This window comes from Pseudolactococcus chungangensis CAU 28 = DSM 22330, assembly GCF_002441885.1.
Taxonomy (GTDB): domain Bacteria; phylum Bacillota; class Bacilli; order Lactobacillales; family Streptococcaceae; genus Pseudolactococcus; species Pseudolactococcus chungangensis.
Genome location: NZ_JXJT01000016.1, coordinates 1 through 21,611, shown reverse-complemented (window position 1 = coordinate 21,611; position 21,611 = coordinate 1). Strand labels below are relative to the sequence as shown.

The window sequence follows — 21,611 nt, the reverse complement described above, 5'->3', positions numbered from 1 at the left end:
AGACCTCAGATTAATTTCTGAGGTCTTTCTTCTATTCTCAATACAAATTATTAATCTAACGCTAAATAGCGCTCAACAGCTGATTGCATTTCAGCAGCAGGAACCACTGTATCATGTAAAACTGGCGCATCAAATAGTTCTGAGACCGCTTTTGGCAAAGGTGTACCTGAAATTTCTTCAAGTTTTTTAACTAAATCAAAATCGTCTTCTTCCCCTGTCAATGGCGTCAGGCTTTCAACAACAACTTTTGGAAATTTATATGGACTAGCCGTCGAAACAATGACAGTTGGTGTTTTATCTTGCGTTTCAGCAAGGTATTTTTTGTATACAGCACTCGCAACCGCTGTGTGTGGGTCTTCAACATAGTGATCACCTTTGAAAGTTGCAGCGATTTCTTCTGAAATATCACCTTCATCTGCAAAATCTGCATAAAATCCTGTCAACTCTGCTAACATATCATCACTGATTTTGTAGAGACCAGTTGTATTTAAACTTGTCATCAACTCGGATGTCGCCACATCGTTATCACCAGTCAAATGGAAAATTAATCGTTCCAAATTAGATGAGACCAAGATGTCCATTGAAGGAGAGCTAGTCACAAAGAAATCACGATTTTTATCATAGGTACCTGTACGGAAAAAGTCAGTCAGGACATTATTTTCATTAGAGGCACAGATTAATTTACCAACAGGTAAACCAATTTGTTTGGCATAGTATCCCGCTAAAATATTCCCAAAATTACCTGTCGGTACAGTGAAGTTGATTTCAGCTCCATTTTCAATTTCATTTGATTTAACAAGTTGCGCATAGGCGTAAACATAGTAAGCAATCTGTGGTACTAGACGGCCAATGTTCATTGAATTTGCACTCGAAAATTGTTTGCCATTAGCAAACATCTTGTCACGCAAGGCCTCATTATTAAACATAGCCTTAACATTAGTTTGAGCATTATCAAAATTACCGTCAATAGCGATAACCTTAACATTTTTACCAACTTGAGTCGTCATTTGATGCTCTTGAATTTTAGAAACCCCATCTTTTGGATAGAAAACAACAATTTTTGTGCCAGGCACATCCGCAAAGCCAGCCATTGCAGCTTTACCAGTATCCCCAGAAGTTGCCGTTAAAATGACAATTTCACGGTCAACATCGTGTTTCTTGGCAGCTGTTGTCATCAGATAAGGCAAAATAGAAAGCGCCATATCTTTGAACGCAATGGTATTACCATGGAACAATTCAAGGTTATACTGACCATTCAACTTAACAAGTGGTGCAATTGCCGCATCATCAAATTTATCATCGTAGGCATGGTGCACACAGTAAGCAATCTCCTCAGCTGTGAAATCATCCAGAAAAGCGGACAAAACAAACGTCGCTACTTCTTGATAGCTAGCATTTTTTAATATCTCAAAATCCAACTTAACATTTGGTATTTCAGTCGGTACGTAGAGCCCTCCATCAGTCGCAAGACCTTGAAGAATGGCTTGACTAGCAGTTACTTGATTAGTTTTGTCACGCGTTGATTGGTAAATTAAAGTCATTTTTGGCTCCTCATGATTGCATTTTGGTTAGTCATATTGTAGCATAATTATCAGAATATTTCAAAAAAACTTCCAAAAAAGGAAGCTTTTTTACACTAGTACTCATCCTCTGGATCAATAGCTAATCTCGTCGATTTGTTGTAAATCAAGTTCAACAGGTGTTTCACGTCCAAACATATCAACCGTTACTTTCACTTTATCGCCATTCACTTCTGTAATCGGACCTTCAAATCCAGAGAAGGCACCATCAATAATTTTGACACGTTTACCAACATGGATGTCAAACGTAATTTCACGAACGACTTTACCCATACCTTGCAGAATTTCTTGAATTTCTTCTTCAAATAAAGGCGTTGGTTTTGATCGGTTACCATGGGAACCAACGAATCCTGTCACATTTGGCGTATTACGCACGACAAACCATGCTTCATCTGTCATGTTCATTTCAACTAGAACATAACCTGGGAATAGATTTTCTTCAACTTCTTTACGTTTACCATTGACTTCTTTGTCAACCGTTTCTGTCGGAATCTCGATGCGTAAGATATTATCCGTCATATTGTAAGTTTGCGCGCGTTCAAGTAAGTTTTCTTTCACTTTGTTTTCATAACCAGAATAGGTTTGGATGACAAACCAGCCTTGGTCAAAGTTTACAACTTGCTCTTTTGCCGCTTCTTGTTCAATGTTTTCTTCAAATGTGTCTGACATGATAGTTCTCCTTATAAATAGATAAGCGCCGAGGTGCTTATAGCCTGACCGATGGGACGACCTTTTATGACAATTTAGAGTACCTTTTGGTACAAGAAAAAGGCTTTTCGCCCTTTTCCAATATTATACCACATTATTTGATCATTGGTACCAATAATTTAACAGCTTGTGTCACACCGCTCTTAACAAGCCAGTCAAAAATCACGATGAAAACCATGAAGAATATTGAGTATTGAATGACCATACCAAAATCTTTTACTGCTTCTGAGCGTGTTGGCCATGTAACAAGGCGCATTTCAGCAACAATTGAATTGATAAATTTAAACATTATCTAGTCTCCTTATGCAGGGTATATTTTCCACACGTTTTGCAGAATTTATTAACTTCAAGACGTTTATCGCGTCCATTTGAGCTGACAGTTATTGAATAGTTGCGCGATCCACAGACCGTACAAGCTAGGCTTGCTTTTTTAATCATCTATTTATCTCCAATTTATAATTTTACCAGAATATCATACATTAGTCAAACCAAGACTTAACACGATCCCAAATGCTATCACCAACTTCTTTGGCTTTTTCGCCAGCTTTGTCTGTAAAAGATTTGGCTTTGTCAGTGATGTCCTTGGCTTTATTCTTGGCATCTTCAACAACATCACTGGTAGCTGGATCTTCTGCTGCTGTTGAAACAGAGCTCAACCCCGCTAAACTATAGGCATTTTCTTCCTTGAACTGCGTATTATTCGTATAAGGTAAGATAGTACTTGCCATCGTTCTGAATACTTCCGAAGCCGTGCCAGCAGATGTATCATCCAAACGATGTAACTCACTCTCAGGGTTTTCATAGCCTAGCCAAAGCGTCATGACAACATCTGGTGTATAACCGATAACCCATTGATCAATGTCTTCATTCGTTCCGGTTTTCCCTGCCAAGGTATAACCGTAGGGTGCTGCATAAATCCCTGTACCATTGGTATAAGTACCTAACATCATCGAGGTCATTTTTTGTGCCGTTTGACTATCAATCACGCGCGTTGATTTCACTTTTGCAGTTGCAATCGTCGTACCAGATGCACTGACGATTTTTTTAATCAGATGTGCCTCATTCATAACCCCATCATTGGCAAAGGTCGCATAGGCTTGCGCCATCTGCCATGGATTCGTCTCAACACCCGCACCAAGCGCTGTCGTTAAAGTATCATTTTTGTCTGTCAAATTAAGACCAAATTGTTTGCCCTTAGCAACACCAGTTTTAATGCCGATAGCTTTGAAAGTATTAATCGCCGGAATATTATAAGAATTAGCAAGCGCTTGATACATCGGCATATCACCATGCCATTGTCGATCCGCATTGAGCGGTTGCCAGCCATCATAATCCATTGGTTCATCACGAACCATCTTATTAATTGACCATCCTGCCTCAATCGCTGGCGTATAGACAACTAAAGGTTTAATCGTTGAACCAGGACTTCGACCAGATTGCGTTGCAAAGTTAAAACCACGGAAACTATTATTATCTGTCGTCGGTACCCGTCCAATCAGCGCTTCCACTTCCCCTGTGCTCGGGTTAATTGCAACTGATGCAGACTGAGCACTGACACCATCTGCAGCGACTGGAAACTGATAGGTATTTGCATAAGTCGTCTGCATTCCTGTCTGCATATTCTGATCCAAACCAGTATATATCTTGTAACCATTATTTAAAATATCGTGTTCAGTAAGTCCATAGACATTAATCGCTTCCTGAATCACCGCATCGAAATAACTCGGATAATTATAGTTATCATCTTTACCAACATAAGCATCTGCCAAATTGCTCGTAATCCCGATTTGCATATTTGCTTTAGCATCTGCTTGCTTAATATATCCCGCATTTACCATATTTTGCAAGACCGTATCCCGACGATCTTTAGCAAATTTCCCCTCCTTATACAGAGGATTGTAAACTTCCGGCCACTTGAGAATCCCCGCAAGCGTCGCCGCCTCTTCTATTGACAAATCCTTAGCTGACTTACCATAGTATTTAAGACTCGCATCCTGAATCCCCCATATCCCATTCCCAAAATAAGAATTATTCAGGTACATGGTTAAAATATCTTTTTTATCGTACTTTTTATTAATTTCAAGGGCTAGAAATAATTCCTTAGCTTTACGGTCAACGGTTTGTTTCTGAGATAGGAAAGCATTTTTAGCTAACTGTTGGGTAATCGTTGACCCACCACCAAATTTTCCTAGAGTTACAACTGCTAAAAGCGTCCGCTTAAAGTTAATCCCATTATTGTCATAAAAAGAACGATCCTCTGTTGCAATGACAGCATTTTTAAGATTATCTGAAATCTCATTAAATTTGACCGTCGTTCCTTTTTGACCGTACATGGCACCTGCAGACTGCCCGTTTTTGTCAATAATTTCCGTCCGCGCTTCCATCGATTGCTTGAGTGTCTCAACATCAGCTGTTTTGGCTAGAAAAAGAAGATAGCTAGCAATAGATAGTACCATGAAAAGGACCAAAGCAATTGTGATTTTGGTCAAATTATACCGTTTCCAAAAACGCTTAATCGGCGCAGGAATAAATTGTCGTTTTTTTGTTTTTACTTTCCTATCTAATTCAGGATCAACATTTTTTTGCGATCGACTTAAACTTGATTTTTTTACTTCATTTTCTGTCATAATCTTATTCTACCATATTTTAGTCAAAGCACCTCAAAGTTGATGTTAGTGGTAATACAGCTATCATTACCGATTAGATTATATCGTTTTAAAATAGCCATTGATTGACAGATTTACGACAACAAGCACAACAAAAATGGTAGCCTGCCTCGGATAGTGCATACTAAGCAATAATAAAGCAATCCCGCCAAATATCAGCACTTTTAATGCAATCAATTTAAACCCCGATAATCTATAGACCGACGAGGGCGCACAAAGTATCCCCCATAAAATCATTAACATCACCGGTATTAATAAACAAATTAGAACATTTAAACTCTTATCAAATTTGAATGTCAGTCCCCAGTATCCTGACATAAAAAGAGCGTAGAGCTCTAAGAGAAAAGATAAAACGAGGTTACTCATTTTTAAGTAATACATAAGGTTCTTTCTAGTATTTAATTAAGCAAAACAAGATATGTCAGGCGCCAAATTTTATGATTTATTTTAAAATAGAATAGCATATTTTTGGTATAATAGCTATATGAAATTCACGATAAAACTCCCCACCAACTTAAAAAAAATGACAGTGGCAGAACTTTTAACGACCGAATGGCTTGTACCAAAAAAACAACGACATTTTTTGAGGACTAAACAACATATCCTAATCAATGGTGATATCGCCAAATTTTCTGACCTAGTTAGTGGTGGCGATCAAATTACTGTCATATTTGATGTGGCAGATTTTCCCGACAAAAAATTGATTCTTGGTGACAGACAGCTTGGCAAATCTTTGATTTTATATGAAGATGATCATCTTGTCATTGTTAATAAACCCGAAAATATGAAAACGCATGGCAATGATACCTCTGAAATCGCCTTACAGAATCACATCGCGGCGGCTTGCGGACAAATCGTTTATGTCGTCCACCGTTTAGATTTTGAAACTTCTGGCGCCATTTTGTTTGCCAAAAATCCTTTTGTGCTACCTATTTTAGATCAAATGTTGCATGATAGACAGATTCATCGTACTTATCAAGCCTTGTGTGCCGGACGTTTCACCCAAAATAAGTTAACGATTAATCAAGCTATCGGAACTGACCGTCATGATAAAAAAAGGCGAATGGTCGTCTCACGAGGTGGGCAGCGTGCGGTGACGCATCTTCATGTTTTGAAACGTTTTGCAGCTGATACTCTGCTTCAATGCCAGCTTGAAACAGGACGGACGCACCAAATTCGCGTGCATCTCAGCAGTCTAGGACATGCAATTTTAGGAGATACTGTTTACAGAGGCCACAAAGCCCCACGTTTAATGTTACACGCGAAACATCTTGAACTCAGTCAACCATTTACCAAAGAAAAAATCCGCGTTACGGCAGTTTCTGAATCGTTTGAGCGCGTCATGAGAAAAATCGTTACAGACTGAGCTGTAACGATTTTTTATTTTATTTGAGCGTTGTTTTCAGTTTGCTTATACTTAGCGTCATAACAAAGACGAAGATAAAGACAAGAGTAATAGTAGCACTGGCTGGTGCACCACTCTCATAGGAAATGACTAGGCCTGTTAGCATGCCGATGAAGCCGATGATGACAGAGAACATTAGAACGCGTTTAAAGGTTAACCCAACTCGCATAGCGATAGATGCTGGCATGACCATAATAGCTGAAACTAATAGGGCACCTGCAACTGGAATCATCAAGGCAATAGCAACTCCTGTTACAACATTGAACAAGGTTGACATAAGTCTCACAGGGAGACCATCAACGAAAGCCGTGTCTTCATCAAAAGTCATGACATACATTGGGCGCATAAAAAGGACAAAGACGACTAAGACGACAGCTGCTAAAATCGCCAGCAAGATGACTTGAGTCTGGGAAACTGTCACAATCGAGCCAAAGAGATATTGGTCAAGATTAATGCCTTTCCCGCGACCGGTGTTAGCAAAAATCAAAGCGAGTGATAAACCAACACTCATCAAAATAGCAGTGGCTACTTCCAAAAAGTTACGATAAAGTGTTCGCAGATATTCGAGGAGAATGGCTGCTAAAATCACAACAACAATGGTTGAGAGATTAGGAGATATCCCGATGAATAGACCAAAAGCAACACCTGCCAAAGAAACATGACTGAGCGTATCACTCATTAAACTTTGGCGACGCAAAACGAGGAAAACACCTAGAAGTGGTGCAAATAAAGACATAGCAACAATGGCTAAGAAAGCACGTTGCATGAATTCATACTGAAATAAACTAAACACCGCTTGCCTCCTTATTTTCTAATGCCTTGCTACTTTGTTCAGCTGTGTTTTCATGAACACTAAAACAACGCCAATGCGTATTTTGTTTACGTGCTAGATGAATGTTGCGATCAGAAAAAGCTTTAACATCTTCTGCATCGTGTGTAATCATCAAAACTGCTTTGCCATGTCGATGTGCGGCATGGCTCATCAGACGGTAAAATTCTGAACGACTGACATCATCCATCCCTGTCGTTGGCTCGTCCAAAATAAATAAATCCGGGTCACTCGCAAACATTCTGGCAATCGCCACACGTTGCTTTTGCCCACCCGACAAAGCACCCATCCGTTTATCACGTTGTTCCCACATGCCGACAGAACGCAGTGATTTCTCAACATGTTCTAAATCATGTTGCGTGATGCGTTTAAACCACCCACTGCGTGGAAAACGACCACTAATCACAAATTCTTTGACCGTACTTGGAAAACCAGCATTAAAACTCGCGATTTGTTGGGGCAGATACGCAACTCTTAGTTTTTTACCCTTAATATTCTGCTTAGCTATCTTAATCTCACCTGTTTTCGGCTTGATAATACCCAAAGTTGCTTTGACAAGTGTCGATTTAGCCGCACCATTTTCGCCCGTCAAAGTAACAAACTCACCGGCACTAATTCTAAAGGCAACATTTTCCAGAACTGGTTCAGCATCGTAGACAAAGCTTAAATTGTTTACTTTGATATAATCCATTAGAACTCCTTTTCCAATTTTTCCAGAAATTTAACGATAGTCCGCTGTTCCTCTTCTGAAAATGCGTCAGCAATCTGATCGTAAGTTGCAAGTGTAGCTTGATGATGATGACCATGTTCTTGTGCAATCGGTTGACCTGTTTCGGAAAGGCTCCAAAGTACAATCCGATCATCAGAAGATGATTTTTCCGAATGCGTTAAATGCAATTGCTGTAATTTTTTTAATGCCTTAGTCACTGCGGCAGGTGATATATTAAGTTTTTCAGCGAGTTTGGCATTGGTTAACTTTTCATGCAAGAGTAACATCAAAATATGCTCTTGTGTGTTTGTCAGTCCAGCATCAGACTCACATTTGCCCAAAAGCACTTCTTGTTTATTTTCAGCAAGTTGCATGATTTTTGTGAATAACATATCAACTTGTTGACTGACCGGTTGTATTTTCTTTTTCATATCTTGTCATTTCCTTTACCAGTTAAGTATATCATCCTAGATAAAAATGTCAATCAAAAAAACAGATTCAGTCGATATCTGTTTCCTTGAAAAAATCTTGATAAATTTTAGTTTGGAGTCGTTGCAATCTTTCAGGATCTCTACCACCTACGACACACCCATCAATCTCTGAGACCGGTGCACAGAGGGTCCCCGAGCTTGACACAATAATTTCATCCGCTGCTAACATTTCTTCAATGGTGAAAGGTTTTTCCGAAATACCAAAACCAAGTGATTGACTAGCGAGTAATAAATACTTTCTCGCAATTCCTGGTAAGATCCAATGGTCTAGTGGTGCCGTTTGGAAAACACCATTCGTCAAGATGCTGATATTACTATGTGCACACTCTGTCACGCGTTGCTCCCGATGATAAACCACCTCATCTAATCCTTGAGCTGTCGCGGCTTGAGTGGCTAGAACATTGGGCAACAGATTAAGTGTCTTAATGTGACAAAACTCAAATCGGTGATCTGGCGCGGTCATCAGTTTAAGACGACGACTGCCAGAAAAATCGCCTGTCCAAGGTATCATATAAATGGCCAAGTTGGGTTTGATTGTTCGATCATAGCTGTGATTTCTGACGGCTGTACCACGACTGACCTGAAAATAAACGAACAAATCTCCTGTTTCTAGCTTTTGACACAAGTTTTGTAACAATTCTTTTAACTCATTTTTTGTAAAATCAGGTTGAATGTCAATAAGTGCCATGCTATTGAAAAAACGCTCTATATGATCCTCTAGTTTAAAGATAATCCTATTTCTCGCAACACTAGCATCATAAACACCATCACCGAAAAAATGCGAGCGATCATTAAATGGCACCATCATTTCTGATAAGTGCATGACTTTTCCATTGTAATAAGCTAAATTTTCCATTATTGAACGCTCTCCTTTGACATCATCATGAATTTGAAGTAACTTTTGCAAATAAAACATCTAATGACCTAAATATACTCTTGACAATGCATTAGTCTAAAGCATTCTCACCAGGTAAACTTCGTCACAAAACCCTTTGATACTGTTACAAATACGTTGCGCTTTTTTTTCTTGTTGACAAAGCGCAAAAACAGTTGGACCACTTCCACTCATTAAAACAGCATCTGCGCCACTCGCCAATAACCGCTCCTTAATCTTAGAAATCAAGGGATGTTTAGCTAATGTGACAGCTTCTAATGCATTGCCAAGATTTTGAAGTAGGGCATCAAAATCAGAATTGACGACTGCATTTTCCAGGGCGTCAATATTGGGATGTTGAATTTTATCCATCTCGACATGCCGAAAAATTTCAGGTGTTGAAACGCCAAATGATGGTTTCACAAGAATCACCCAGAATTTTTTCGGATTATCAATTGGTCGGACGTGTTCACCTCGTCCCGTCACGCGTGCCGTTTGACCATACACGCAATACGGAACATCTGAACCTATCTGCTCCCCTAATTTTGCCAACTCTTGCGTTGTTAAATTAAGCTGCCAAAGTTGATTGAGCGCACGCAAAGTCGCTGCCGCATCTGATGACCCACCTGCTAGTCCTGCTGCAACTGGCGTTTTTTTATCAATATAAATCTCGACACCTTTTTTAATACCGAAGGCCTTTTTCATAACCACGGCTGCTTTATAGGCGTGATTTTTTTTGTTAAGAGGGACAAAACTAGAGTTGGATTGTAAACGAATCACCTGCTCATTCTCAAGTTCTCTTACCGTGATACGATCCGCCAAATCAACACTAGTCATAATCATGTCGAGCTCATGATAGCCATCAGCGCGCTTGCCTAGGACGTCCAAGCCAAGATTAATCTTAGCTGGTGCTTTTTCTGTAATTTCCATACATCTATTTTACCATATTCGGTAATTCAAAATGATAAGTTCTTGCATTTTCTAAGCGAACAGTTACTTTCAGGACATTGCCCATTTGTTGATATTCAGAGATGCCAGTATTAAATCGAATTTGACCTGATTTTTGCTTAACAACCCGCGCCTGTGTCATCCTAGCCATCAGTTGTGCACTTAAAAAAGATTTCTGAGTTATCAGATTTTTTTGATTGTCAATTACAGCACTCAGATAGAAACTTAAAATCATTCCGAATATGACTGCCATCACTAAGGCATAAAGCATAATACCTGCTTTCACTTGACATTTGAAAATGCGTAAATAAATCTTCGTTCACCTCCTTTGCTAAACGTTATATGAATAGTGACAACGTTACCGTCATTTGAAAACTCAGCAGAAGATACCCCATAAATCATTGGCTGATAACCTTGTCCTTGCTCATTGGTTTTTCGAAAATCATCCGACCCTGTTTTCATCCCAAAGCGTCTTGACCCATTAGGCGTCTGCACATAGAGAAAATATTTTGTCACCTTGTCCAGCTCAGCATTTTCAAGTTCTCGTCTTAGTAGATTTGAAAAGTTTTGCCAATTTTTGTCATCTGATTGCCGAATGGCTTTAAACTCTTGCGTCACCAGTACCGTCATCCCCTGAATCACAAGCATCGATAAGCTGATTGATAAAAGCGCCACCAGACATTCCAGTAAAGTGAAAGCTCTAAGGCGTTTCTTGCAGAATTTCAAGACGCAATACCTCCTGCCCAGCATTTTCTAATACCACCGTTTTATCCGTCCGTGTCACCGTCACGCTAACACCATTTTCATGCAAATTGGGTTGCTTACTATCAAACGCCATCACCCCCACATTTAAGACCTCAATAGCTTGATTTTGCCTAACCACTTGTGCACGACTAACTGAAACTTCTGTCACTACCACGCTGGATAACACCGCTAACAACGCCATAGCTATGAGACTCTCCAATAAAATATAGCCCTTAACTTGTTGTTTTCTTATATTGTCCACTTCCTAGCTGTAACTGATAAGTGATTTGCTTCTCGCTCTCATAAGGCAACGAAATCACGATTTTAGCATCCTTGATTGACTGAATATTACCGTTTTCCTTAAAAGTAACCTCGAAATCCGAGAATGTCGTTTCTTTAGGAACAGGTTGCCTTACACCATTGACTTTGACTACCCCTTTGAATGATGAGAGACTTCTAGGCTCAGCATTTGTAACAGCCTGTGCCTGCTGATTTTTCAAAATCATTTCAAATTGCAAGACAAATAACTCCCCTCGAATAATATGAACAGTTTTCTGTAAGGTCGCCGAGAACATTAAAACTACAAAACAAGTAAGTGTTAACGTCAACAAACTCTCAAATAAAGTGAAAGCTCTAATTGGCAATATCACGTGTTTCAGATGTATTTTTCTTGTAGTATTCATTATAAGCATCCGCCTGCTTTTGCGTGATATTGCCATTACTAACCAACTTGCTTAGTGTAGCTTCATCTGTATGGTCCAATTTATAAAGCTCAGCTTGTGAATGAATCACTTTCACAACCGCCCCATTACCTGTATTTTTGACCGCCTCTTTTTGCTTGGAGAGGTTCGGCACAAACAGCAAAATCAGAACACTGATAATAAGCAGGACGATTAACATTTCCACCAAAGTGAATCCAGCGACCTGTTTTTGCTTTATCTTACTAAAAATTGAATTTTCTTTCATCTTTTTCCTTTCTGTATTAGCGTTACGCTTGATAACTTAGGCTTTCACGAACTAAGCCCTACCGTCTCAAACTACATTCCTAGTTCCATCTGAGCATAAATCGGTAACAACATTGCTGCATAAATCAGGACAATCATCAGAGCTACAAATAAAAAGACTAACGGCTGGATAAGCGTCATCGTTTTTTCAACCTTTTCAAAAAATTTAGTCCATGATTCGTCCGCATAGACAAGTAATTCATCGCCTAGCTTGGCTTTCATGTCCCCATATTCGATAATCAATGCCAATTCTGGCGTGAAAAAAGGATAACGATGAATTTTCTCGTGAAATTCTTGACCTAACGCCATAGCGTTTAGCAAGTCTTGACCCATTTCCCGAAAAAGTTGATTATTTTGTTCAGTCATCATTGCAAAGATTTGCCGCATCTCCAACCCCTGCTTAATCAAATTTCCCCATTCTCTCGCATAAAAAGCCGATAAATAGAGTTTCAAATAAGTTCGAACTAAAGGAAAATGCCCTATTTTTTGAATATTACGTAAGGGTGATGTTGTCTTGAAATATCGCGCCATCCCTAGTGCAAGACCAGTTAACATGACACCAAAGCCGATAAATAGCCACGGTAGGACATTAATCACTTCACCCGCAAAATTATTAGCCTCCACTTGCGGTAGCAAATAAGTTTTTAAACCAAGCACGATGACAATCAGAAAAACAAGCAAAATAATAGGATAAGTCGCTACTGTTACCAATTTTTGTCTAACTTTCTGCATTTTTGTCAAATTTTCTGTTATCAACTGTAACGTTTGCTGCGTATTCCCATGATAATCTGCCAAAGCGACTTGTGTAATGACTGAGTTTGAAAAACGTAATTCATTTAGAATTTCTGAAAGGCTTTTACAATTTGATAACCCCTCTCGCATGGTCGTCACAAATTTTGACTCTACCAACTTCGAACGAGCTAAAAAATCGACAATTTCTGCTAAATGAAAACCACTTGAAAAAAGATTCGTCATGAGTTGCATCAACTTAACTTGCTGTTTAATCGCTAATTTTTTCCGTTTCCGCCTGACTAGGTGTGAGATGTCCATCTGTAACCAATTTTTCAATTTTGGTATGCCACTTGTCGTTAGTATGCTTTTCGAATGCTTTGTCGGCACAATCTAACACCCCCTTTCCAGCAATCAACCGTTGATAGACAACACCTGATAGCGAATTTTTGATTTCTTCTCTCGTTACACCAAGCTCCAGAAGTCTTGCATCAACACCTGAAATTGACTTAGCATGAATTGTTGAAAAAACAGTATAGCCGGTCAAGCTCGCTCTCATGACTGCTCGTGCAGTTTCCCTATCTCTAATTTCACCGACAATTACAAGGTCAGGCATATGACGCAAGGATAACTTAATCAAACTATCATAGGTATTGCCAATCACCTCATTCAGCTGAAACTGCAGTAAGTCAGGTGAGACAATTTCTACTGGATCTTCTATCGTAATCACCTGTTGACCTGAGAATTTTTGCTTTGCAATATAATGCATCAGCGTCGTTTTGCCAGAACCGACTGGTCCTGAAAATAGATAAAGACCTCGCTTAGTCACTAAATTTTCAACCTGTTGCAAGTCTGTATCAAACCAAAAAACGAGCGGTCTATCTACATGATGTAAAATCCGAATCACTAGGCTTTCACGGTTCTCAAAATCACCTGCTGAAGATAGTCGCAGTCGAATTTTTTTGCCTGAAAAATCATACAAACAAGCTCCAAGTTGTGGTCGCCGCTTTTCGCCAACATTCATACCAGCTGTAAACTTAAAATGAGAGATGAGACTTTGACCATCAGCATTTGAGAGCAGCAGGTAATTATATCGATGTGTTGACTTTCTAAAAACAACTGAAAAGCCTTTTTCGACCGGCAATACGTAAATATCATTGGCACCAAAATCCGCAGCTTCTGCCAATACTGTCTGCGCCATTTCCTTTATCATCATTTTGCCTCCTACTTTTATATACGAAAAAAATCCGTGATTGCTCACGAATTTTTTAACTTTATTGTTTAAAATAAGTCATCAAACAAGCTCAACTGATTATCCTCTGGCATATTGCCGAGAATGCCCATTTCATCCATCTTCTCAACTAATGTTTGAGAGACACCTGCACGTTTTCGGAGTTCTGTTTTGCTCAAAAACTCTCCAGCCTTGCGTGCCTCTACGATTTGCTTAGCGACATTGCCACCAAGCCCATCCATGGCAGAAAATGGCGGGATCAGCGTATCACCTTCTATGATAAAATCGCTTGCCTCACTACGATAAAGGTCTAGCTTACCAAATTTAAAGCCTCGCTCTAACATTTCATTACATAATTCTAGCGTCCCAAATAGCGCATTTTCGACATTACTAGCATCAAAGCCCTTGGCCTTGATTTCCTGCATTTTAGCTTTGACGGCGGTTAAGCCGTCCCCCATGACTTTAAGGTCAAAGGCATTGGCACGGATAGAAAACCAGGCACAGTAGTAGTAAATCGGCATGTGCACCTTGAAATAGGCAACACGGAGCGCCATCATGATATAGGCCGCCGCATGGGCTTTGGGGAACATGTATTTGATTTTACTACATGAATCGATGTACCACTCTGGGACATTGTTTTCACGCATGGCAGCGATATAGGTTTCACGCTCCTCATCGTCAATCTTATTCCACAAGCCCTTACGCACTCGCTCCATGATCGTAAATGCCATTGACTCGTTAAGCCCTGCGTGAATCAGGTAAACCATGATATCGTCTCGACAGCCGATTACATTTGCCAGATTAGCGATACCTTGCTTGATTAACTCTTGCGCATTTCCCAACCAAACATCCGTCCCATGGGAGAGACCGGAAATTTGGAGTAATTCTGCGAAAGTGCTAGGTTTTGTTTCCTCTAGCATGCCACGAACGAAGTTGGTCCCCATTTCGGGTACCCCTAAAGTGCCCGTTTTCGAGAAAATCTGCTCAGGCGTCACGCCCAGCACTTCCGTGCCTGCAAAGATTTTCATGACTTCTGGATCATCCATGGGAATAGTCGAGGCGTCCATACCTGATAAATCTTGGAGTTTACGAATCATGGTCGGGTCATCATGCCCTAGAATATCGAGCTTGAGGATATTATCATGAATGGCGTGGAAATCGAAGTGAGTTGTTTTCCACTCGGCATTGACATCCTCAGCTGGATAAGCCACTGGACTGAAATCATAGACATCCATATAACCAGGAATAACAATAATCCCACCCGGATGCTGACCCGTCGTCCGTTTGACACCAGTACTCCCTGCTGCAAGTCGCTCGATTTCAGCACCACGGTAGAATTTACCGTAATCACGTTCATAGCCTTTGACGAAACCAAAGGCAGTTTTTTCAGCCACCGTGCCAATGGTTCCAGCACGAAAGGCATAGTCTTCGCCAAATATATCGCGGACGTCCAAATGGGCGCTCGGTTGGTCAGCACCAGAAAAGTTCAAGTCGATATCGGGTACTTTATCCCCCTTGAACCCTAGAAAAGTTTCAAATGGTATATCGTGTCCGTCTTTTGTGAGCCTGTGTCCACATTCTGGGCATTGTTTCTCTGGCATATCAAAGCCTGAGCCATATTGCCCCTCAGTAAAGAACTCGGAATACTGGCACTCTGGGCAAACATAGTGGGGTGGCAGCGGATTAACCTCAGTAATCCCTGTCATGGTCGCGACAAATGAGGAGCCGACAGACCCTCGCGATCCAACGAGATAACCCCGCTCATTAGACCTCTGAACTAGAATCTGTGAAATCAAATAAATCACGGAAAAGCCATTCCCGATAATCGAGTTCAGCTCTTTTTCAATCCGCAAATCGACAATATCTGGCAAAGGATTGCCATAAGTCGCATGCGCTCTCTCATAAGTCATCTGAGCCATTTTTTCCTCAGACTCAGGAATGTAAGGTGTATAGAGATCATCACGGACTGGCGTCAGAACATCGAAAGACTCTGCCATTTTCTGCGTATTTTCAATGACAATCTGGCGTGCCGTTTCTGCTCCAAGGAAGGCAAAATCGTCCAGCATTTCATTGGTCGTCCGAAAATGGACTTCTGGCAATGGTGCGGGCATAGCGTGCTCACCGCGACCAACAGGTCGGTTAATGATTGCACCAGCACCTAAAGAGCGAACGATGATTTCACGGTAGACGGCATCTTCTGGATTGAGATAGTGGACATTTCCTGTTGCTAGGACTGGCTTGCCCAATTTATCAGCAATCTGCATCATGTCTTTCAAAATCCGTTGGAGTTCCACTTCGTCTTTGATGGTTTCCTTGGCAATCAAAGGGCGGTAAATAGCTGGTGGCATGATTTCGATGAAATCATAGTAAGCCGCAACCTTCAAAGCATCATCAAAAGATTTGTTGGTGACCGCCTCAAAAACTTCACCCTCAGAACAAGCTGATCCGATAATCAAACCTTCACGGTGTGCTTCAAGGACTGATTTTGGAATCCTTGGCACACCTGAAAAGTAGTTGACATTTGAGTAGGAGATGAGTTTAAAAAGATTTTTCAGACCATCTTGAGTTTTGGCATAAATCGTTGCGTGCTTGACCCGCGCACGTTTATAGGAATCTGCATCTACAACTTTTGTATTCAAATCGCTTAATAACTCAATGCCAAATTTCTCTTTGGCATCCTTTAAGAAAATAAAGAGTAAACGACCCGTTGCTTCCGCATCGAAATTCGCCAAGTGATGGCTCTCGAGAGAAACTTGGAAACGTTTAGTTAAAGGCCCCAAGCCATGACGCTTGAACTCTGGATAGAGATTACGCGCAAACTCTAAAGTATCAATGACGGGCTGGGTAATCACCGGCAAATCATGACGCTGATAGTTCATATTCATGAACCCAACGTCAAAGGTCGCATTATGCGCAACGAGAATGCTGCCCTGACAAAATGCTCGAAATGCTTTTAAGACTTGTTCTAGTGGTTTAGAGCCTCTGACCATGTCATCAGTAATCCCTGTCAGCTGTGTCGTAAATTCGCTCAGCGGATGCCCCGGGTCAATGAATTCATCGAATTGTTCAATGACATTACCTTTGTGCATTTTGGATGCCGCAACTTGAATCAATTTGTTATAAACGGCAGAAAGGCCGGTCGTTTCCACGTCAAAAACAACGTAGGTCGAATCTGAAAGGCTACTGTCATCTTCATTATAAGTGATGGGTACCCTGTCCTCGACTAAGTTTGCCTCAATCCCATAAATAATTTTGACACCATTTTTCTTACCTGCCGAGTGGGCATGCGGAAAGCTTTGCGCCCCAGCATGATCGGTGATAGCGATGGCTTTGTGTCCCCAACGCGCGGCTTGCGCAACCAAATCAGACACATCTGGAATGGCATCCATGGTTGACATATTGGTATGCGCATGGAATTCGACCCGTTTTTGCCCTTCGGGCATGAGATCCTTACGAACGTTTTTCGCCTTGATTTCGACCATATCACGCGCACTCATGACCAACTCATGCTTGTACTGATCCATCTGCACGCTGCCCTTGACCTTGACCCACATGCCTTTTTTGACCATATCAAACATGGCCTGCTCCTCAGGCTTACGCCCCCACTTTTGGACGATAAAAGAACTGCTGTAGTCCGTCATCTTGACTTCCAACATATGGCTTTCTTTACCGGTCGTACGGTTTTTAAAAACCTTATGTTCCGCCGCAAAAACGTAACCTTCAAAAACGACATTGGCTTCTTCTGTCACCACATCTTTCATTTGGAACACGGTATCAGACGCCTTAATTTCCTTGCCCAATGCGAGGTGATTAGGGGATGCAACCGCCTCTTTTGGAGTAGGGGCTTGATTATCTGTTAGGAAAGGGGCTTCGGGTTGGTTAGCCAGAATATCTGCTAACGCCTCCTCAGATTTTTTCTCATACTCAGCGACTAATTTATCCGTTAGCTGATGGTCAATCTCTGGTAAAATCTGTAAATCTGTGAACCCAAAACTTTGATAATGTTGCGCCATAACTGGAAAATAATGTTTGACAAAATATTCCAGATTTGACAATTCGCCCACCAATAGTTTAGCTGTCGCAGATGCATCAACCGCTATGAATTTATATTTCTTGAAAATCGCTGTAAAACTTGGCGTATCGCAACCCGGCAAATCAAAAATGAGAGGAAGATAGCTATTGAGCAAGTCTTCATCAAAATGACCATCCTCTGTTAGAATCGTCATTTGCGTTTTCGCGATATCCGAAAAAGCCTGCTCAAGACGATCGGCTAACTCTCGATATAAGTCAATCGGTAAAATCGCTGGAAACTTCAAATAAAAATGCCAGACTTTACTGATGGCATGAACTTCAACCTTGTCAATATTGCCACGAAATGCCGGATTCTGACGAATTTCTGCTGGCATATTGAGCTGATCCATGAGTCTTTCAAATAAATCGTTCATTGGGCTTCTTTCTTAAATTTCATCTTTATACTATTCCCATCGGTTTATTTCCGATAGTTCTTCTTGCATAAGCCTTCTTAATCCATAATAGTTCTATTATAGCAGATTTTAGAGGGATTGATTTTGCCCAAAATTCACTAGGGGGTAGTAACTAAATCACCATCTATCAAAAATAAATATTTTCCCTCTTAACATTAAAGATAATTCTATCTATAAAATATAAGTGTCTGCATTGTCTTGATAACAAAAAATTAGTGATTTACTGAGTGCTTAATTCTCTTGTCCATATTGAAAACCAGCCATGTCAAGTAGCTTCACTGGTGGGTAATCTACCTCATTGGATAAATCAGATTTTATTTTAAACCATAATGCCCAGACTTCTTTTAAGGATTGTTCCCCAAGTTTTTGGGCTAAGCCATTAGCTTTCAAAAATTTCCTAAAATATTGGTCATAGGCAGGAGTAGCTGCTTCGGTTCCTAGCATTATTTTTGTTAATAGGGTATCTGTTGGAGAAATACCTACCTTTGAATAATAATTTTTTAAAGCGGTTATTTTCTTCCAGACAAGTCTGACATAAGCATCAATCTCTTTTTCATTTTGAGGATAGTTTTTTAATTCTGGAAAATCAACTAAAATTATTTGCACTGCTGGAATATGAATAAGATAATTATAATCCGTCAATAATTTTGATGACCCTCGCATCATCCCCCAACTTGCAAGGTATAAAGCTAAGCTACGAGCTAGGTAGTCGTAATCCTTGTCATCTTGATGCTCATCAAAATCCTTGAAAACAATTTCCCATGACCGATATCTACCATTTTCTTTAGTGTTACATTCAGATGAACGAAATTTCTCTATATTTTCAGCTATTACTTTTATATCCATAAATTCCCCTATGCAGCGAATACTTCCATCAATTTGATTGTTCCGTCATCTAATTCATTAAAATATGACATTTTAACTGTCCTATTTTATAAATAACAGGCTTGTTAAACGAATGTCTATCTCTATATTTTCTTATTATATCGCGCCAAGTAAGGCAACGGGTACGACATGAACACCGTCTTGTCTTGTATAAGCTTGACTACCTGTTGTCACAATTATTTTTTGAACTTTGAACTCACCTTTAACTTTCTCCTCAAACCAATTTAGATGCCGAACATCATGAGTTGTAATCGCACTTTTAGATTTTACTTCAATTAAAACAATGACATCATCTTTTTCAATGATAAAATCAATTTCTCTTGTGCCGTCACTCGTTCTAAAATGTGATAATTCAGCCTCATTTACCTCAGCATAAACCGCCAAACTTTGATAAACAAATGACTCAAAAATTTGTCCCAAAAAACTTTTATTAAGCGTTCCAATTACTTTAGGCGGTTGTCCAGCAAGTAGTGTTTCTCTTGTAATATTTAAAAGTGTAACACTTAAAGCTGGATCCAATAAAAAATGTTTCGGTGCTTTGGCAATATTAGAAAAGATTTTCCCCATTTTTATCCAAGGTTGCAATTCTTCAATGATACCAATATTTTGCAACAAATCTCGATAGCTAGTCGCCGTTTTAGTTGAAGGCGAAATATTTTCATTCACTAAGGCAGCCTCTAATATCGTTTTAAAATTTGTTGTTGTCGCAGTCGCTGCTGCATAAGTTTTTAGCCATGCCATTAAGGCTTTAGGCTTTCTCACGATGATATTATTTTCCTGAAAATCTCGTTCAATAATATTGTCAATATAACTTGCTAAAGACCTTTTAATAGCACGCTCACTCCTAACCCGAATACCCGGAAAACCTGATTTATAAATTTCATCTATATAATCAAATAAAGTCAATGCCGTTTTCCCACTAACAGTCAATGCGACACCTGTTAATAAGGTCTTAATTGTTATCACAGGCTCGGCTAATTCACGTTCTTCAATGCTAAATGGTCTCATCTTTAAGCGTTCAATCCGACCAGAGCCGCTATGCAAACCTTGATGTAAACTAGGAGAAGAACCAGTTAATAAGACCGAACCTAGTGGTAAATCAGCATCAACTTCACGTCTAACAATATCCCAAATCTCTGGAAAACGTTGCCATTCATCTATTAAAACTGGCAACTCTTGCCTAAATAAAATTGATGCGTCTGCTTGCACAATACTTAATTGCTCACGCATATCTAAGTGATATTCAGTTTTTGAAAACTCTTGACAAGTTGACGTTTTACCGACAGCTTTAGCGCCTTCTATTAAAACAGCAGGAAAATCTTCCAAATACTCCTGTAATAAGCTATCCATCAATCTTTTTTTATACATTATTTTTACCTATTCCCATTATTTTCGATTTTATATTACCATTATTTCTGGTTTTATATTACCATTATTTCGAGGAATTTGCAAAGACTGTTTATTGAACTAGACTAGCAGAAAAAACCTATTGGTTCTTGCAGACCAACATTTCCTGTGGTGTTTCAAAATCCTCTGCCATAAATGTTGTCAAATCTTCTTCGCAAAGGTTTTCAACGCCATACGCAATAAGTCTTGATGCTTGTTTCAATTCTGCTTTTTCAAGTAAATTTCTGACAAAACGCCCATTGCCAAAATCTTTTTGATGACTGACAGTTTCAAACAGATCGTCCAACTTCATATAATTCACCCTTTGATAAAATGCCATTTTCTTTCAAGATTTGAGCATAAAGTCTTGCAACTGTTGCGATTATAGCCCCTTCTTATAACATTCCTACAAAATAATTTATTTTGCCATTTCCATCATTCATAGTACAATATAGAATAAGGAGATTTGACTATTATGACAACTTTAACTTTTAAGAAAACCGTGACGGTTTTAGTGGCGACTGGATTTGCTGTTTCTTTAGTGGCCTGTGGCAAGCAAGCTGAATCACCAAAGAAAAGCACCGTTTCTCAAGATACTGCAACCATTACGCTAGATTTTGAAAACGATAAAAAAGTCGATGAAACGAAAAAAATCACGATTATTAAAGATCAAACTTTACTTGATGCGCTTAAAGAGAATTTTAAGATTGAGGAAAAAAGTGGCTTTATCACGTCGATTGATGGTAAAACTCAAGATCAAGCGGCTAATAAATATTGGCTATTTGATGTCAACGGTAAAATGGCCGAAAAAGGTGCTGCAGATATTCATTTGAAAAAAGGGGATACGGTTGCCTTTTACCTCGGAAGTTTTTAAGATAAATAAAAAAAGCCCGATGGCTTTCAGACTGTAGACAAAAAGCACAAATCTTTAGCGATTT

The 21,611-nt window shown here is 39.7% G+C and carries 24 protein-coding genes; 2 read left to right on the top strand and 22 right to left on the bottom strand.

All coding sequences use genetic code 11. The features are described from left to right. Window positions 1-50: 50 nt before the first annotated feature. The 6 genes from thrC to RR45_RS11650 all read right to left on the bottom strand — a co-directional run bounded on the left by thrC (window position 51) and on the right by RR45_RS11650 (window position 5,320). Window positions 51-1,541 (bottom strand): threonine synthase, encoded by a 1,491-nt coding sequence (thrC, locus tag RR45_RS07340; protein WP_031366992.1) that lies wholly within the window; start codon window positions 1,539-1,541, stop codon window positions 51-53. Between the two features lie 114 nt (window positions 1,542-1,655). Next, complete coding sequence (gene nusG / locus RR45_RS07335) at window positions 1,656-2,249, bottom strand: transcription termination/antitermination protein NusG (RefSeq protein ID WP_072353645.1); 594 nt, start codon at window positions 2,247-2,249, stop codon at window positions 1,656-1,658. A gap of 133 nt (window positions 2,250-2,382) precedes the next feature. Beyond that, window positions 2,383-2,577, bottom strand: coding sequence for a preprotein translocase subunit SecE (gene secE, locus RR45_RS07330; protein ID WP_003138111.1), 195 nt, complete (start codon window positions 2,575-2,577; stop codon window positions 2,383-2,385). After that, window positions 2,577-2,726, bottom strand: a complete 150-nt coding sequence (rpmG, locus tag RR45_RS07325; protein WP_072353644.1) for a 50S ribosomal protein L33 — start codon at window positions 2,724-2,726, stop codon at window positions 2,577-2,579. The genes secE and rpmG overlap by 1 nt, the downstream gene beginning before the upstream one ends. Window positions 2,727-2,767: 41 nt before the next feature. Next, the gene (locus tag RR45_RS07320; RefSeq protein ID WP_031366990.1) at window positions 2,768-4,915 is read right to left on the bottom strand and encodes a transglycosylase domain-containing protein; all 2,148 of its coding nucleotides are present in this window, start codon (window positions 4,913-4,915) and stop codon (window positions 2,768-2,770) included. A gap of 78 nt (window positions 4,916-4,993) precedes the next feature. Further along, window positions 4,994-5,320, bottom strand: a complete 327-nt coding sequence (locus RR45_RS11650) for a YrdB family protein (RefSeq protein WP_425268462.1) — start codon at window positions 5,318-5,320, stop codon at window positions 4,994-4,996. A 118-nt stretch (window positions 5,321-5,438) separates the two neighbouring features. On the opposite strand from RR45_RS11650, the gene RR45_RS07310 reads away from it, so the two are divergent. Beyond that, window positions 5,439-6,320, top strand: a complete 882-nt coding sequence (locus tag RR45_RS07310) for an RluA family pseudouridine synthase (protein ID WP_031366988.1) — start codon at window positions 5,439-5,441, stop codon at window positions 6,318-6,320. A 19-nt stretch (window positions 6,321-6,339) separates the two neighbouring features. Here the strand turns inward: RR45_RS07310 and RR45_RS07305 are convergent, their stop codons facing one another. The 16 genes from RR45_RS07305 to RR45_RS07230 form a co-directional block, all read right to left on the bottom strand. Beyond that, window positions 6,340-7,152 carry a metal ABC transporter permease gene (locus tag RR45_RS07305; protein WP_031366987.1) on the bottom strand — a complete coding sequence of 271 codons (813 nt, stop codon included), beginning with the start codon at window positions 7,150-7,152 and terminating at the stop codon, window positions 6,340-6,342. Beyond that, complete coding sequence (locus tag RR45_RS07300) at window positions 7,145-7,879, bottom strand: metal ABC transporter ATP-binding protein (RefSeq protein WP_031366986.1); 735 nt, start codon at window positions 7,877-7,879, stop codon at window positions 7,145-7,147. The genes RR45_RS07305 and RR45_RS07300 overlap by 8 nt, the downstream gene beginning before the upstream one ends. Further along, complete coding sequence (locus RR45_RS07295) at window positions 7,879-8,328, bottom strand: zinc-dependent MarR family transcriptional regulator (protein ID WP_031366985.1); 450 nt, start codon at window positions 8,326-8,328, stop codon at window positions 7,879-7,881. The genes RR45_RS07300 and RR45_RS07295 overlap by 1 nt, the downstream gene beginning before the upstream one ends. 67 nt (window positions 8,329-8,395) lie before the next feature. Beyond that, complete coding sequence (locus RR45_RS07290; RefSeq protein WP_031366984.1) at window positions 8,396-9,244, bottom strand: aminotransferase class IV; 849 nt, start codon at window positions 9,242-9,244, stop codon at window positions 8,396-8,398. A 96-nt stretch (window positions 9,245-9,340) separates the two neighbouring features. After that, entirely contained in the window at window positions 9,341-10,192 is an 852-nt protein-coding gene (ispE, locus tag RR45_RS07285) for a 4-(cytidine 5'-diphospho)-2-C-methyl-D-erythritol kinase (protein WP_031366983.1), read from the bottom strand. 4 nt (window positions 10,193-10,196) lie between these two features. Continuing rightward, window positions 10,197-10,496, bottom strand: coding sequence for a competence type IV pilus minor pilin ComGG (gene comGG / locus RR45_RS07280; RefSeq protein WP_072353643.1), 300 nt, complete (start codon window positions 10,494-10,496; stop codon window positions 10,197-10,199). Continuing rightward, window positions 10,493-10,936: a competence type IV pilus minor pilin ComGF gene (gene comGF / locus RR45_RS07275; protein ID WP_031366981.1), complete on the bottom strand. Its 444-nt coding sequence runs from the start codon at window positions 10,934-10,936 to the stop codon at window positions 10,493-10,495. Before comGF ends, comGG begins: the two co-directional genes overlap by 4 nt. Continuing rightward, window positions 10,911-11,156 (bottom strand): competence system putative prepilin ComGE, encoded by a 246-nt coding sequence (comGE, locus tag RR45_RS07270; protein WP_084463490.1) that lies wholly within the window; start codon window positions 11,154-11,156, stop codon window positions 10,911-10,913. The genes comGF and comGE overlap by 26 nt, the downstream gene beginning before the upstream one ends. A gap of 31 nt (window positions 11,157-11,187) precedes the next feature. Further along, the gene (gene comGD, locus RR45_RS07265) at window positions 11,188-11,637 is read right to left on the bottom strand and encodes a competence type IV pilus minor pilin ComGD (protein ID WP_273098690.1); all 450 of its coding nucleotides are present in this window, start codon (window positions 11,635-11,637) and stop codon (window positions 11,188-11,190) included. Further along, window positions 11,588-11,920, bottom strand: a complete 333-nt coding sequence (gene comGC / locus RR45_RS07260; protein ID WP_031366978.1) for a competence type IV pilus major pilin ComGC — start codon at window positions 11,918-11,920, stop codon at window positions 11,588-11,590. Before comGC ends, comGD begins: the two co-directional genes overlap by 50 nt. A 71-nt stretch (window positions 11,921-11,991) precedes the next feature. Beyond that, window positions 11,992-13,008, bottom strand: coding sequence for a competence type IV pilus assembly protein ComGB (gene comGB / locus RR45_RS07255; RefSeq protein WP_031366977.1), 1,017 nt, complete (start codon window positions 13,006-13,008; stop codon window positions 11,992-11,994). Further along, entirely contained in the window at window positions 12,959-13,900 is a 942-nt protein-coding gene (gene comGA / locus RR45_RS07250) for a competence type IV pilus ATPase ComGA (protein ID WP_031366976.1), read from the bottom strand. The genes comGB and comGA overlap by 50 nt, the downstream gene beginning before the upstream one ends. 68 nt (window positions 13,901-13,968) lie before the next feature. Further along, entirely contained in the window at window positions 13,969-18,363 is a 4,395-nt protein-coding gene (locus RR45_RS07245; protein ID WP_031366975.1) for a PolC-type DNA polymerase III, read from the bottom strand. A gap of 270 nt (window positions 18,364-18,633) precedes the next feature. Beyond that, entirely contained in the window at window positions 18,634-19,248 is a 615-nt protein-coding gene (locus RR45_RS07240) for a hypothetical protein (protein ID WP_031366974.1), read from the bottom strand. Window positions 19,249-19,383: 135 nt separating this feature from the next. Further along, the gene (locus tag RR45_RS07235) at window positions 19,384-20,655 is read right to left on the bottom strand and encodes an ATP-binding protein (protein WP_031366973.1); all 1,272 of its coding nucleotides are present in this window, start codon (window positions 20,653-20,655) and stop codon (window positions 19,384-19,386) included. Window positions 20,656-20,773: 118 nt separating this feature from the next. Next, window positions 20,774-20,986 (bottom strand): hypothetical protein, encoded by a 213-nt coding sequence (locus tag RR45_RS07230; protein WP_031366972.1) that lies wholly within the window; start codon window positions 20,984-20,986, stop codon window positions 20,774-20,776. 162 nt (window positions 20,987-21,148) lie between these two features. On the opposite strand from RR45_RS07230, the gene RR45_RS07225 reads away from it, so the two are divergent. Continuing rightward, window positions 21,149-21,547, top strand: a complete 399-nt coding sequence (locus tag RR45_RS07225) for a DUF4430 domain-containing protein (protein WP_031366971.1) — start codon at window positions 21,149-21,151, stop codon at window positions 21,545-21,547. The last annotated feature ends 64 nt before the right edge of the window (window positions 21,548-21,611 follow it).